Below are 14,387 nucleotides of genomic sequence, written 5' to 3' on the forward strand. Positions count from 1 at the left end.
GACGCTCATGGCACAGGCACCATCCACGGCGAGCTCCTCCTTCGGCTGGCCTCTTCGCGTGAGCGTTTCGCCGCGGCTGCTGCTCGTCGCCCTGCTGCTGGCGGCCTGCTTGGGCACGGCCCTGGCGGTGATCACTACCAGCCATCTGACGCGTCTCCAGTACGCCCACCTCCAGCAGCTCGAGCGCGAGCAGCAGCAGCTGCAGACCGAGTGGGGTCAGCTGCTACTCGAGGAGAGCGCCTGGTCCTCGCCGGCGCGTATCGAGCGGCTGGCCCAGGAGCGGCTGGAGATGCGCCTGCCCGCGATCGATGAGGTTGAGGTCATCCGTCCATGAGTAATGACAGTCGCAGCGGTGTGACGCCGCGTCGCGCCTTGCCCATGCCGCCCATGGGCAAGGCGCGCTATCGGGTGGTGATGCTGCTGGTGCTGGCGGGACTTGCGTTGCTGACTGGCCGCATCGTCAATCTACAGGTCTTCGACCGTCCCTTCCTGCAGGGACAGGGCGACGCCCGCACCCTGCGTACCGACACCATCCCGGCCCATCGTGGCATGATCACCGACCGCCACGGCGAACCGTTGGCCATCTCTACCCCGGTAGTCACCCTGTGGGCCAATCCCCAGGACCTGCCGGTCGACGACATCCAGCGCCTGATGCTGGCTAAGGGCCTGAACCAGCCACTCGATGCGCTCAACGAGCGCATCGCACGCTACGCCACGCACGAGTTTATGTACCTCAAGCGGCGCATGACACCGGAAGCGGCACAGCGAGTGCTGGAGCTGCACATCCCCGGCGTTCACGCTCGCGAGGAGTACAAACGCTACTATCCGGCAGGCGAGGTGAGCGCCCAGCTGCTGGGCGTCACCAACATCGACGACATCGGTCAGGAAGGCCTGGAGCTGGCCTACCAGCCGTACCTTGCCGGCGTGCCCGGCAAGCGCCGGGTGCTCAAGGATCGCCGCGGTCGCCTGGTGCGTGACCTGGCGCTGCTCAAGGAAGCCCAGCCGGGCGGGGATCTCACGCTGGCGCTGGACCAGCGCCTGCAATACCTGGCCTATCGTGAGCTCAAGGCCGCAGTAGCCGAGCAAGACGCCGATGGTGGCATCGTGGTGATGCTCGATGCCCGCAGTGGCGAGGTGCTGGCCATGGCCAACCAGCCTTCCTACAACCCCAACAATCGCGCCGGTCTCGACCCCCAGGGGTTGCGCAACCGGGCCATCGTCGACACCTTCGAACCGGGTTCGGTCATCAAGCCGCTGGCGATGGCCGCCATGATCGAGAGCGGCAAGGTGCCGCTGGACACAGTGGTCGATACCTCGCCAGGCTGGATGGTCATCGACCGCTTCACCATCAAAGATATCGGCAACTACGGCAAGCTGAGCCTGGCCGGTATTCTCGAGAAGTCCTCGAACATCGGCATGTCCAAGCTGGCGCTGCGTCTGGATGACCCGGTAGTGCCGGCCACCTACCGTGCCCTGGGCCTGGGGCAGAGCCCGGGGACCGGTTTCCCTGGCGAGGCGACCGGCAGTATCCCGGCCCCGGTGCGCTGGTCGAGTAGCCAGTGGGCGGCCCTCGCCTACGGCTATGGCCTCTCGGTCTCGGCGCTACAGCTGGCCAGCGCCTACACGGCCATCGCCAACGAGGGCCGGCGTCTGCCGCCTTCGCTGCTTAAGCTCGTCGAGGTGCCGGCCGGTGAGCCGGTTATCGACCCGGGCGTGGCGCGACGGATTTTAGGCATGATGGATCAGGTAGTGGCGCCGGGGACCGGCGCTCGCCGGGCACTGGTACCAGGCTACCGGATCGCCGGTAAGACGGGCACGGTGCGCAAGACCGATGCCGGGGGCTACCAGCAGAAGGCCTACCGCAGCCTGTTTGTGGGTATCGCCCCCGTCTCGGACCCGCGGATCGTCACGGTGGTGATGATCGATCATCCACGGGGCGACAGCTACTATGGCGGGGCGGTGGCCGCACCGGTCTTCTCGCGGGTCGCCGGCCATGCCCTGCGCCTGCTGGATGTGCCGCCGGATGCCCGGGAGCCGGCCACATGAATGCCACCCCCGGGGAGAGAATGCGATGCAGCTGACCGCCGAGCGACTCGAGACGGGCCTGGCCGGGCTATGGCCCGATTGTCGCCATGCCCTGAGGGCGCTCACCCTGCCGCCCAGCGTTCGGTTGGTGCTCGATAGCCGCCGAGTGACCGAGGGCGACATCTTCGTGGCGGTCCCGGGAGTGACGACCGATGGCCGCGACTTCATCCCGGCGGCCCTCGAGGCCGGGGTCTCGCTGGTGCTGGCCCATGGCGATGGTAAACCGGGGCCCGATGATCCCCGGGTACTGTGGTTGCCAGGCCTGCGCGAGGCCCAGGGCGAACTGGGACAGGTGCTGTTCGCCGTGCCCCATGACCTGGTGCTGATCGGCGTCACTGGTACCAACGGCAAGAGTTCGGTGACCCACTACCTGGCCGAGCTGAGCAGTGCCCTCGGGGTGGACGCCGGGCTGATCGGCACCCTGGGGCACGGCCGGCCGGGGCGCCTGGCGGCCGGCCGGCTGACCACGCCGGGGCCCCTGGCCCTTCAGGCCGCGCTGGGCGAACTGGCGGGCGACGGCGTGCAGCGGGTGGCCATGGAGGTCTCCTCCCATGCCCTGGAGCAGGGGCGTCTCGATGGCTGTCGCGTGCATGCGGCGGTGTTCACCAACCTCAGCCGTGACCACCTGGACTACCACGGCAGCATGGCGGCCTATGCCGCTGCCAAGGCGCGCCTGTTCCGCCGCCATGAGCTCGAGCTCGCGGTGGTCAACGGGAACGACCCGTTGGCGCGCCTGATGCTTGCTGGCGTGCATCGCCACGTGCGTGTCCTGGCCGTCGGCGAGGACGAGGCGGTGACCCTGCGCGTCATCGACTGGGTGCCGCATGCCGAGGGGCAGCGGGCGCTCGTCGCCACGCCGGAGGGGGAGCGGGTGCTTGAGCTCGGCGTGATGGGACGCTTCAACCTGGATAACGTGCTGCTGGCCATCGCCACCTTGCACGGCCTGGGCCATCCCCTGGAGGCGCTGTTTGCGGCGGCGGCCGACCTCGCCCCGGTGCCTGGTCGCATGCAGCGCCTGACCTGGCCGGGTGCTCCCACGGTGGTCATCGACTATGCCCATACCCCGGATGCCCTCGACAGTGCCCTCTCGGCGCTGCGCGCCCACTTTCCAGGCGACGGCCGGCTGTGGTGCCTGTTCGGCTGCGGTGGCGACCGCGACGCCGGCAAGCGCCCGTTGATGGCTGCGGCCGCGGCCCGACGGGCCGACTGGCTGGTGGTCACCGACGACAACCCGCGCGGCGAGGAGCCGGCGGCGATCCGGGCCCAGATACTCGCGGGCCTGGAAGCGCCCGAGCGCGACGGGGTCCTCGAGCTGGCCGGGCGGGGCGCGGCGATCGCCCGGGCGCTTGCCGAGGCCGGCCCCGACGACGTGGTGCTGATCGCCGGCAAGGGCCATGAGGACTACCAGGAAGTGGCCGGTGTGCGCCACCCTTTCTCGGACCTCGCCGAGGCCGAGCGGGCGCTGGCCGGATGGAGCCCGCACAGGGCCCCCGGGGAGGGCGCGCCATGAGCGGCGTCGGGCTGACCACACTGGCCGAGGTCGCCGCGGCCCTGGGCCTCCCGGCACCGCCCGAGGACCTGCCGGTTGGCGCGATCGTCACCGATACCCGCCGCTTGACCCCGGGGAGCCTATTCGTGGCGCTCAAGGGGCAGCGCTTCGATGCCCATGGGTTTCTCGCTCAGGCCCGCGAGGGCGGAGCAGTGGCGGCGCTGGTGGAGCATGCGGTGGATGACCCGCTGCCCCAGCTGGTGGTGGCCGACACCCGGCTGGCCCTGGGGCTGCTGGCGCGGGCCCGGCGGCGCGCCTGGGGCGGCCCGGTGGTCGCCGTGACCGGCAACAGCGGCAAGACCACCGTCAAGCAGATGCTGGCGACCCTGCTCGAGCGGAGCGGGGCGACGCTGTCCACCCAGGGCAACCTGAACAACGACATCGGCGCACCCCTCACCTTGCTGGCGCTGGAGAGCATGCACCGCCAGGCGGTGGTGGAGCTGGGCGCCAACCATCTCGGCGAGATCGCCTGGACCACCGCCTTGGCCGAGCCCCGGGTGGCGGTAATCACCAACGTCACCGGGGCGCACCTGGGCGAGTTCGGCGGTATAGGCCGGATCGCCCAAGCCAAGGCGGAGATCCTGGCCGGCCTGCCGGCCGACGGCGTGGCGGTGCTCAATCGCGACGATGCCTTCTTCGCCACCTGGGCGCGCCTGGCAGCGCCCCGTGAGGTGCTCGACTTCGGCCTGGAGGCGCGGGCACGCCTGCGCGGCGAGGCGCTGGCCTGTGATGCCCTCGGGCGCTATGCTTTCACGCTTGTCCGCGACGGTCGCGAGATCGGCCGCGTTCGGCTGGCCCTGATGGGGCGCCATAACGTGGTCAATGCCCTGGCGGCCGCGGCGGCCGCCCTGGCTATGGGGCTGGGTGAGCGGGAGGTGCTGGCCGGGCTCGCCGCGGTGGTGCCGATGCCGGGTCGGCTAAGCATGGTGGCGGGCCTCAACGGCGCTCGGCTGCTCGACGATACCTATAATGCCAACCCCGGCGCGGTGAAGGCGGCGCTCGATGTCCTGGTGACGCTGCCCGGCCCGCACTGGTGCCTGCTGGGTGCCATGGGAGAGCTGGGCGGCGAGTCCGCCCCGTTGCATGCCGAGCTCGGGCGCTACGCGCGGGAAGGGGGCATCGATTTCCTGGGTACCCTTGGCGAGCCGGCCAGGCCGGCCAGCCAGGCCTTCGGCGAAGGCGGGGTCCATTTCGACGATCGAGAGGCGCTGATGCGTCATATTCTCCACCATCTACCGCCTGGCGCCAGCGTGCTGGTCAAGGGCTCACGCAGTGCTGGCATGGAAGATGTCGTTGCCGCTCTGCGTGCGGATGCCTCAAGGTGAACGCGATACATGCTGCTTTTTCTGGCTGACTTCCTAGCGCAATTCCAGAGTGCCTTCAATGTCTTCAACTACCTGACCCTGCGCATGATCCTGGGGACGCTGACAGCCCTGGTGCTCTGCCTGTGGCTGGGGCCGCTGATGATCCGTCGCCTGGTGGAGCGCCAGATCGGCCAGGCGGTGCGCGACGACGGCCCCCAGTCGCATCTCTCCAAGGCCGGCACCCCCACCATGGGCGGCGCTATGATCCTGATGGCCATCGCCGTGAGCACCCTGCTGTGGGGGGATCTGACCAACCACTACGTGTGGCTGGTGTTGGCGGTGACCCTGGGTTTCGGCGCCATCGGCTGGGTGGACGACTACCGCAAGGTGGTAGAGAAAAATCCCCGCGGCCTGCCGGCGCGCTGGAAGTACTTTTGGCAGTCGCTGATCGGTGCGGCGGCGGCGGTGCTGCTCTACGTCACCGCCGCCTCGCCGGTGGAGACCAGCCTGATCGTGCCGCTGTTCAAGGAGTTCGTGCTGCCGCTGGGGGTGTTCTACATGGTACTCACCTACCTGGTAATCGTCGGCAGCTCCAATGCGGTCAACCTCACCGACGGCCTCGATGGCCTGGCGATCATGCCCACCGTGCTGGTGGCCATGGGCCTGGCGGTATTCGCCTATGCCACCGGCAATACGGTATTCGCCGACTACCTACAGATCCCCTTCATTCCCGGCGCCGGTGAGCTGGCCGTGTTCTGTGCCACCATTGCCGGCGCCGGTCTGGGGTTTCTGTGGTTCAACACCTACCCGGCCCAGGTATTCATGGGCGACGTCGGGGCCCTGGCACTTGGGGCCGCTCTTGGCGTGGTGGCGGTGATCGTGCGCCAGGAGATCGTGTTGTTCATCATGGGCGGCATCTTCGTCATGGAGACCGTCTCGGTGATCCTGCAGGTGGGCTCCTACAAGCTCACCGGGCGGCGCATCTTCCGCATGGCGCCGTTGCACCACCACTACGAGCTCAAGGGTTGGCCGGAGCCGCGGGTCATCGTGCGCTTCTGGATCATCACCGTGGTGCTGGTGCTGGTTGGCCTGGCCACCCTCAAAGTTCGCTGATCAGCAGGGATCGAATCGTCATCCGCAAGGGCAAGGAGCTCACCATGGTCAAGGTGCCAAAGGGAACGACGCTGGTGGTCGGGCTGGGGCTCTCTGGACGGGCCATCTGCCGCCACCTCGGGCAGCTCGATATGCCTTATATGGTCGCCGATACCCGTGCCGCGCCGCCCGGCCTGGCGGACTTCCAGGCCGCTCACCCGACCATCGAGGTTCACTGCGGGCCGCTCACCGATCTGGACCTTGCCGAGGTGGCCGAGGTGGTGGTCAGCCCCGGCGTCGACCCGCACACACCCGGTCTCGCCGCGCTGGCCGGCCGCTTCCACGAGACCACCGGCGAGCCGGCGCTGGTGGGGGAGATCGCGCTGTTCGTGCGTGCGGCCCGCGCTCCCATTGCCGCCATCACCGGCTCCAACGCCAAGTCCACCGTGACCACCCTGGTGGGCGAGATGGCCCGCATGGCCGGCGTGAGGGTGGCGGTGGGCGGCAACCTGGGCACGCCGGCGCTTGAGCTGCTCGAAGTCGTCCCCGATGCCGAGCTCTTCGTGCTGGAGCTCTCCAGCTTCCAGCTCGAGACCACCCCGCGCCTGGGCGCCGAGACGGCCGCCTTCCTCAATCTCTCCGAGGACCACCTGGACCGCCATGGCGACATGGCCGACTACCGGGCCGCGAAACTCGGCATCTTCCGTGGCGCTCGGCATGGCGTGGTCAATGCCGACGACCCCGGCACCTGGCCGGAGGCGCCGCTGCCGGCCGTGGATCGCTTTAGCACTCGGTCTCCGCAGGACGACGACTGGGGCATCGCCCGGCGTGACGGGCGTGACTGGCTGATGCACGGTAGCGAGAGGCTGCTGGCGGCCGACGAGATGCGCCTGCCCGGTCGCCACCACCAGGTCAATGCCCTGGCGGCACTGGCCATGGGGCACCGCCTGGGCCTGTCGCGCCCGGCCATGCTCGAGGTATTGCGGCGTTTTCCCGGTCTGCCCCATCGCGGCGAGCTGGTGGCGGAAATCGATGGAGTGCGCTGGATCAATGACTCCAAGGGCACCAATGTCGGCGCCACCCTGGCCGCCATCGAGGGGCTCGGGCCGACCCTCGAGGGGCGTCTGATCCTGCTCGCCGGCGGGGTGGGCAAGGGCGCCGACTTCCAGCCGCTGGCGGCGCCCCTGGCGCGTTACGGCCGCGAGGCGATCCTCTTCGGCCGGGATGCCGAGCAGCTGGAGCAGGCCCTGCATGGCCGGCTGTCGCTGACCCGCGTCGCGGACCTGCAGGCCGCCTTGGTGCGGGCGGTAGAGATCGCCGCGCCCGGGGACTGCGTGCTGCTGTCGCCGGCCTGCGCTAGCCTCGACCAGTTCAGCGACTACCAGGCGCGTGGCGAGGCCTTCCGCCGGTTGGTCGAGCGCCTGGCCGGGGAGGTGGCATGAACCGACTCTCCCGCTTGCGCCGGCGGCTGAGCACCGCCGATCATCCTTTCGATGGCTGGCTGGTGCTGGCCGTCTTCGCCCTGCTGCTGATCGGCTGGGTGATGGTGACCTCGGCCTCCAGCGAGGTGGCCTCGAGCCTCACCGGCAACGCCTGGTACTTTAGCCAGCGCCACGGCACCTTCCTGCTGGTGGCGCTGGCTGTCGGGGCGCTGGCCCTGCGGGTGCCGCTGGCCTGGTGGAAGGCCAACGGACCGCTGCTGCTGCTGGTGGGGTTGGCGCTGCTGCTGCTGGTGCTGCTGGTAGGACGCGAGGTCAACGGCAGCCGGCGTTGGCTCTCGGTACCGGGGCTGCCCTTGAACCTGCAGGCCTCGGAACTTGCCAAGTTCTGCCTGATCGTCTATCTGGCCGGCTACCTGGAGCGCTTTCTGCCTCAGGTGCGTCGCCAGTGGGGGGCCTTCCTGCGCCCCTTGGTGGTGATGGCACTGATCGCCGGGCTGCTGATCCTCGAGCCCGACTACGGAGCGGTGGTGGTGATGACCGGCGCGGTGATGGGCATGCTGCTGATGGCCGGTGCCCCCTGGGGGCGCTTTGTGGCGCTGCTGCTGCTGGTCGCCGCCCTCGGGGGCCTGGCCGCCGTGGCCGAACCCTACCGGATGGCACGCCTGACCAGTTTCGCCGACCCCTGGGCCGACCAGTTCGCCAGCGGCTACCAGCTGACCCAGGCGCTGATCGCCTTCGGTCGCGGCCACTGGTTGGGGATGGGGTTGGGCAACAGCGTGCAGAAGCTGTTCTACCTGCCGGAAGCCCATACCGACTTCGTCTTCGCCGTGCTGGCCGAGGAGCTTGGCCTGCTGGGGGCCATCGCCGTGGTGGGGCTCTTTGCGCTGCTGATTTGGCGGGCCATGGCGGTGGGGCGTCGGGCGGAACTGGCCGGCCTGGCCTTCGCCGCCTACCTCAGCTATGGCTTCGCCCTGGTCATCGGGGCTCAGGCCTTCATCAATATTGCCGTGAGCACCGGCATGCTGCCCACCAAGGGACTCACCCTGCCGCTGCTCAGCTATGGCGGCTCGAGCCTGGTGGTGAGCTGCGTGATGATGGCACTGCTGCTGCGTGCCGATATCGAGACCCGCCAGGCCATGCGCCGGGCCAGGCCCACGGCTTCCCGGACGCCAACGCCCGGCCGACCACAAGGACTCGCCACATGAGTCGACGCGAGGGACGCCGCGTGCTGATCATGGCCGGCGGCACGGGCGGTCACGTCATTCCGGCCTTGTCGCTGGCCCGCGGTCTGCAGGCGCAGGGCGTGCAGATCGCCTGGTTGGGTAGCCCGCGGGGCATCGAGAACCGCCTGGTTCCCGAGGCCGGCATCGCGCTGCACCACATCGCGGTGAGCGGGCTGCGGGGCAACGGCCTGGCCGGCTGGTTGCTGGCCCCCTTCCACCTGGTGCGGGCGGTATGGCAGGCGGGGCGGGTCATTCGCAGCGTCGATCCTCAGCTGGTGGTGGGGTTGGGCGGCTTCGCCAGCGGGCCCGGTGGCCTGGCGGCCTGGCTGGCGCGTCGCCCGCTGGTGATTCACGAGCAGAACGCCATCGCCGGGTTGACCAATCGGGTGCTGTCTCACCTGGCGCACCGCGTTTATGCCGCCTTTCCCCAGGCTTTCCCCGGCCGGGCCGAGGTGGTCGGCAACCCGGTGCGTGACGAGATTGCCCGGCTCGGCGAGGCCCCGCGGCGCGCGGAGGCGATGACCGGTCGGCGCCTGCGGCTGCTGGTGGTGGGCGGCTCCCTGGGGGCGCAGGTTCTCAACGTGCGGCTGCCCGAGGCACTCGCCGAGCTGCCCGAGGCCCAGCGCCCCGCGGTGCGCCACCAGGCCGGTCGCGACAAGGAGGTGGTGACCCGTGAGGCGTATTGTGAGCAGGGTGTCCAGGCCGAGGTCACGGCCTTTATTGAGGACATGGCTGGCGCTTACGCCTGGGCCGATCTGGTGGTGTGCCGGGCCGGTGCGCTGACCGTGGCGGAGCTGGCCGCTGCGGCCAAGCCGGCGCTCTTCGTGCCTTTTCCCCATGCGGTGGATGACCACCAGACGGCCAACGCCCGGGCCCTGGTCGATGCACAGGCGGCGCGACTGATGCCCCAGCAGCAAATGAATGCGGCGACGCTGGTTGAGTGCCTGGCATCGCTGCTGGATCCCGACACTCTTGCCACCATGGCGGCCAGGGCCCGAGGCTGTGCCCGTCTCGAGGCTGTCGAGCGCCTGGTGGCCGGTTGCATGGAGATAGGCTTTGAACGATGAGACCCTCGGGCCGGTTCCCGGTCAAGTCTCGCCCCCACACCCCGGCCGTGGGATGGGCATGCGTCGAATCCGGCGCATCCATTTCGTGGGCATCGGGGGAGCCGGGATGTGTGGTATTGCCGAAGTGCTGGCCAATCAGGGTTATGCGGTCAGCGGCAGCGACCTGCAGGCCTCCCCGGTGGTGGCTCGTCTGCGTCAGTGCGGCATCTGCGTGGCCATCGGCCATGCCGCTGAGCATGCCAAGGACGCAGATGTGGTGGTGGTCTCCAGCGCAGTGGACGAGACCAACCCCGAGATCCGCTGGGCCCACGAGCATCGCGTGCCGGTGGTGCGGCGTGCCGAGATGCTTGCCGAGCTAATGCGCTTTCGCCATGGCATCGCCGTGGCCGGCACCCACGGCAAGACCACCACCACCAGCCTTACCGCCACCCTGCTGGGTGAGGGCGGTCTGGATCCCACCTTCGTGATCGGCGGACGGCTGACCAGCGCCGGCACCAATGCCCGGCTGGGGGAGGGGGACTACCTGGTGGCAGAGGCCGACGAGTCGGATGCCTCCTTCCTGCATCTGCAGCCCATGGTGGCCATCGTCACCAACATCGATGCCGACCACATGGCGACCTACGGTGGCGACTTCGAACGGCTCAAGGGCACCTTCCTCGAGTTCCTGCACAACCTGCCGTTCTACGGCCTGGCGATCCTGTGCATCGATGATGCCCAGGTGCGTGGCCTGCTCGATCGGGTCAGCCGTCAGTTCGTCACCTATGGTTTCAGCAAGGATGCCGACTATCGCATCGACGACTTCGTCCAGCATGCCGGCGAGGTACACTTCACCGCAGCACGTCCCGAGGGGCTGGCGCCGCTCGAGGTACGCCTGGCGATGCCGGGGCGCCACAATGCCCTCAATGCCCTGGCGGCCATCGCCGTGGCTAGCGACGCGGGGGTAGACGATGCCGCCATCCTGCGGGGCCTGGCAAGCTTCGAGGGGGTGGGGCGACGCTTCCAGGTGCATGGCCACTTCCCGGCCCCGCAAGGTGGGGGCGAGGTGATGCTGGTGGACGACTATGGCCACCATCCCCGCGAGGTAGCGATGGTGATCGACGCGGTGCGTGCCGGCTGGCCCGAGCGACGCCTGGTGATGGTCTACCAGCCGCACCGCTTTTCGCGTACGCGGGATCTCTACGAGGACTTCGTGCGGATACTGGCCGGGGTCGATGCCCTGCTGCTGCTCGATGTCTACAGCGCCGGAGAGGCGCCGCTGCCCGGGGCCGATGGGCGTACCTTGGCAGGCTCAATCCGCCAGCGTGGTGCGGTGGACCCCATCTTCGTCCAGGATAAGCGCGAGCTGCCGGAGTTGCTCGCCCGGGTGCTGCGCCCCGGCGATATCCTGATCACTCAGGGGGCCGGCGACGTGGGCGGGATCGCCCAACACCTGGCCGATGCCGCCCTGGTGCTTGACGAGGTGAGACTATGACGCTTGATGTCGGTCGAGTGGTGGTGCTCTATGGCGGGCAGTCCGCCGAGCGCGAGGTGTCGCTGAAGAGCGGCGCCGCGGTGCTTGCGGCGCTGAAGCGCTCGGCGGTGGAGGCGATCGGTTATGATCCCGCAGAGGGTGGCCTGGCAGGGCTGGAGGCGTTGAGTCCCGATCGGGTGTTCATTGCCCTGCACGGCCGCAGTGGCGAGGATGGCACCCTGCAGGGCGCGCTGGAAGTGCTGGGCATTCCCTACACCGGCAGCGGGGTGCTCGCCTCGGCGCTGGGCATGGACAAGCAACGCACCAAGCTGATCTGGCAGGCGCTTGGCCTGCCGACTCCGCAGAGCGTGATGCTCGGCCCCGAGGCTGATTGGTCCTCGGTCGTTGAATGCCTTGGCCTGCCGCTGATCGTCAAGCCGGTTCACGAGGGTTCGACCCTGGGCATCAGCATTGTCGACAGTCGCGACGCCCTGGCGTCGGCCTATCGCGATGCCGCCCGCTTCGATGCCCGGGTGATGGCCGAGCGATTCATCGAGGGCGAGGAGTATACGGTGTCGCTGCTCGCCGGCGATGTGCTGCCGCCGATCCGCGTCGAGGTGCCCAGCGGCTTCTACGACTACGCAGCCAAGTATCTCTCCGACGAGACGCGCTACCATCTGCCGTGCGGCCTGTCTGATGCCGAGCAGGCCGAGCTCGCCGCGCTCTGCCGGGCGGCCTTCGAGGCGATTGGCGCCGAGGGCTGGGGACGGGTCGACGTGATTCGTGATGCCAAGGGGCGCTTCTGGTTGATCGAGGTCAATACCGTGCCGGGAATGACCGACCACAGCCTGGTGCCCCGGTCGGCAGCGCATGCCGGCATCGATTTCGATGCCCTGGTGCGGCGTATCCTTGCCACGGCCGAGGAGCGGCACTAGCCATGGCGCCGCGTGGAGGCGTGGTCGGCGTGTTCTTGCTGGCCTTATTGCTGGGTGCCGGTGGCCGAGCGCTGTGGGTATGGCTCGATCGGCCCATCGAGCGGGTCTCGGTGGGCGGCGAGCTTCACCATGTCAGTGCCGATTACCTGCGCAGCCAGCTGGCGCCGTTGATCCAGGGCCAGACCTGGCTCTCCGTCGATCTGTCCGCGCTGCGTCAGCAGGCCCGCGAGATCGGCTGGCTGGCCGAGGTGCGCGTCAGGCGCGAGTGGCCCGATGCGCTGAGATTCGATCTGGTCGAGCAGGTGCCGGTAGCGCGCTGGAATGACAAGCGCCTGCTCAATGCCGAGGGTCAACCCTTTGCCTTCGGCTCGGTGTCGCCGCCTCCTGGCCTGCCGGATCTCGCCGGCCCGCCCGGCAGCGGTGGCGAGGTGCTGGCCTATCATGAGCGGCTTGCCGCCCTGCTTGCCCGCCAGGGGGTCAACGTGGGTCAGCTGCGGCTGGAACCGCGTGGGGCCTGGCGCTTCCAGCTCGACAGCGGGGTCTGGGTGATGCTCGGTCGCAACGATCGTCCCGCCCGCCTGGGGCGTCTGGTCGCGGCCTGGCAGCGCGAGCTGGGGCCCCTGGCCGCGCATATTCGCTACATCGACCTGCGATACCCCAATGGGGTCGCCGTGGCCTGGCATGGGCAGACCGAGCCGGTCGAGGAACAGGCGGCGGCAGACAGCTGACGGCTGGATGACCCATCGGGGTTGTCCAGACGGCATTTCGGGTGTTTCTTTCACGACAAATTCGCCGTATCGTGACGGGTGTTTCGGCAATCAGGCTGGTGGAGCAAGTGACGTTGTTCCTATCATCGGCCCGGATCGACTTTTCAGGATTATTCTTCCCCTTCGGGGCCAGGTTCTAGGAGACTTCCCGACTCATGGCAGGTCCACCCAATGTGTCCAATATGGTAGTCGGGCTGGATATCGGAACGTCCAAGGTCGTGGCGATCGTAGGGCAGCCCACAGACGCTGGCGGCATTGAAATAGCCGGTATTGGTTCACATCCGTCACGCGGCATGAAGAAAGGCGTGGTGATCAACATCGAGTCCACGGTGCAATCCATTCAGCGTGCCGTGGAGGAGGCCGAGTTGATGGCCGGTTGCGATATCCATTCAGTGTATGTGGGCATCGCCGGTAGTCATATTAGTTCGATGAATTCGGATGGCGTTGTCGCCATCAAGGAGCGCGAGGTCGCCGCGTCCGATATCGATCGAGTCATCGACTCTGCTCGGGCACGGGCGATTTCTGAAGGCCAGCGCGTGCTGCATGTCATTCCCCAGGAATTCGCCATCGATACCCAGGGCGGTATCCGTGAGCCCTTGGGTATGTCGGGAGTGCGTCTCGAGGCACGCGTCCACCTGGTCACCGCCGCGCTCAATGCCGTGCAGAATATCGAGAAGTGCGTGCGTCGCTGTGGACTCGAAGTGGACTCGATCATCCTCGAACAGCTGGCTTCAAGCCATGCGGTGCTCACCGAGGACGAGCGCGAGCTGGGTGTCTGCATGGTGGACATCGGCGGCGGCACCACCGATATCGCGGTGTTTACCGAAGGCGCCATTCGCCATACCGCGGTGATTCCCATTGCCGGCGACCAGGTCACCAACGACATCGCCATGGCGCTGCGCACGCCCACACAGCACGCCGAGGAGATTAAGGTCAAGTATGCCTGTGCGCTAACCCAGCTGGCGTCCAGCGACGAGATGATCAAGGTGCCCAGCGTAGGCGACCGGCCGGCGCGGAATCTCTCCCGCCAGGCGCTGGCCGAAGTGGTGGAGCCGCGCTACGAGGAGCTTTTCACCCTGGTGCGTGACGAACTGCGTCGCAGCGGCTACGAAGATCTCGTCGCCGCGGGCGTGGTGCTCACCGGCGGGACCTCGCGCATGGAGGGAGTGGTTGAGCTGGCCGAGGAGATCTTCCACATGCCGGTACGCATCGCCTGCCCACAGAACGTGCGTGGCCTGGCGGACGTGGTTCGTAACCCGATTTATTCGACGGGTGTCGGTCTGCTGCATTACGCTCTACTGGAAACCCGTCGAGGGCCTGGCCGTCAAGGGCCTGGAAACCTCACCCCGGCGCAACCTAAGCGTGACGACATCACCCGGCGTGACACAGGGAAAGGGATTGTGGCGCTGGCAAGGATCAAGGGCTGGTTCAAAGGAAATTTCTGACAGGGCCGCGGTCGCGGTTCAGGAGACG

12 protein-coding genes are annotated in these 14,387 nt (G+C 68.2%); all 12 read left to right on the forward strand.

Annotated elements, in window-relative coordinates; all coding sequences use genetic code 11:
- Nucleotides 1-7: 7 nt before the first annotated feature.
- The 12 genes from ftsL (at nt 8) to ftsA (ending at nt 14,359) form a co-directional block, all read left to right on the forward strand.
- On the forward strand, nt 8-334 hold the full coding sequence (gene ftsL / locus DFO68_RS04715; RefSeq protein WP_133482530.1) for a cell division protein FtsL: 327 nt from the start codon (nt 8-10) through the stop codon (nt 332-334).
- The gene (locus DFO68_RS04720; protein ID WP_133482531.1) at nt 331-2,046 is read left to right on the forward strand and encodes a peptidoglycan D,D-transpeptidase FtsI family protein; all 1,716 of its coding nucleotides are present in this window, start codon (nt 331-333) and stop codon (nt 2,044-2,046) included. Before ftsL ends, DFO68_RS04720 begins: the two co-directional genes overlap by 4 nt.
- Before the next feature lie 25 nt (nt 2,047-2,071).
- Nucleotides 2,072-3,595: a UDP-N-acetylmuramoyl-L-alanyl-D-glutamate--2,6-diaminopimelate ligase gene (locus DFO68_RS04725; RefSeq protein WP_133482532.1), complete on the forward strand. Its 1,524-nt coding sequence runs from the start codon at nt 2,072-2,074 to the stop codon at nt 3,593-3,595.
- Complete coding sequence (locus DFO68_RS04730; protein WP_133482533.1) at nt 3,592-4,959, forward strand: UDP-N-acetylmuramoyl-tripeptide--D-alanyl-D-alanine ligase; 1,368 nt, start codon at nt 3,592-3,594, stop codon at nt 4,957-4,959. Before DFO68_RS04725 ends, DFO68_RS04730 begins: the two co-directional genes overlap by 4 nt.
- Nucleotides 4,960-4,968: 9 nt before the next feature.
- A complete protein-coding gene (gene mraY / locus DFO68_RS04735; protein WP_133482534.1) occupies nt 4,969-6,051 on the forward strand; it encodes a phospho-N-acetylmuramoyl-pentapeptide-transferase in 1,083 nt (360 codons plus the stop codon).
- Between the two features lie 44 nt (nt 6,052-6,095).
- Entirely contained in the window at nt 6,096-7,472 is a 1,377-nt protein-coding gene (gene murD / locus DFO68_RS04740; protein WP_133482535.1) for a UDP-N-acetylmuramoyl-L-alanine--D-glutamate ligase, read from the forward strand.
- Nucleotides 7,469-8,677, forward strand: coding sequence for a putative lipid II flippase FtsW (gene ftsW, locus DFO68_RS04745; RefSeq protein ID WP_133482536.1), 1,209 nt, complete (start codon nt 7,469-7,471; stop codon nt 8,675-8,677). The genes murD and ftsW overlap by 4 nt, the downstream gene beginning before the upstream one ends.
- The gene (gene murG / locus DFO68_RS04750) at nt 8,674-9,762 is read left to right on the forward strand and encodes an undecaprenyldiphospho-muramoylpentapeptide beta-N-acetylglucosaminyltransferase (protein ID WP_133482537.1); all 1,089 of its coding nucleotides are present in this window, start codon (nt 8,674-8,676) and stop codon (nt 9,760-9,762) included. The genes ftsW and murG overlap by 4 nt, the downstream gene beginning before the upstream one ends.
- Before the next feature lie 52 nt (nt 9,763-9,814).
- Nucleotides 9,815-11,233, forward strand: a complete 1,419-nt coding sequence (gene murC / locus DFO68_RS04755; protein ID WP_133482637.1) for a UDP-N-acetylmuramate--L-alanine ligase — start codon at nt 9,815-9,817, stop codon at nt 11,231-11,233.
- Complete coding sequence (locus tag DFO68_RS04760) at nt 11,230-12,147, forward strand: D-alanine--D-alanine ligase (protein WP_133482538.1); 918 nt, start codon at nt 11,230-11,232, stop codon at nt 12,145-12,147. Before murC ends, DFO68_RS04760 begins: the two co-directional genes overlap by 4 nt.
- Before the next feature lie 2 nt (nt 12,148-12,149).
- Nucleotides 12,150-12,875 carry a cell division protein FtsQ/DivIB gene (locus DFO68_RS04765; RefSeq protein WP_133482539.1) on the forward strand — a complete coding sequence of 242 codons (726 nt, stop codon included), beginning with the start codon at nt 12,150-12,152 and terminating at the stop codon, nt 12,873-12,875.
- 194 nt (nt 12,876-13,069) lie between these two features.
- Nucleotides 13,070-14,359 (forward strand): cell division protein FtsA, encoded by a 1,290-nt coding sequence (ftsA, locus tag DFO68_RS04770; protein ID WP_133482540.1) that lies wholly within the window; start codon nt 13,070-13,072, stop codon nt 14,357-14,359.
- Nucleotides 14,360-14,387: the final 28 nt, after the last annotated feature.

This window comes from Halomonas ventosae, assembly GCF_004361885.1.
Taxonomy (GTDB): domain Bacteria; phylum Pseudomonadota; class Gammaproteobacteria; order Pseudomonadales; family Halomonadaceae; genus Halomonas; species Halomonas ventosae_C.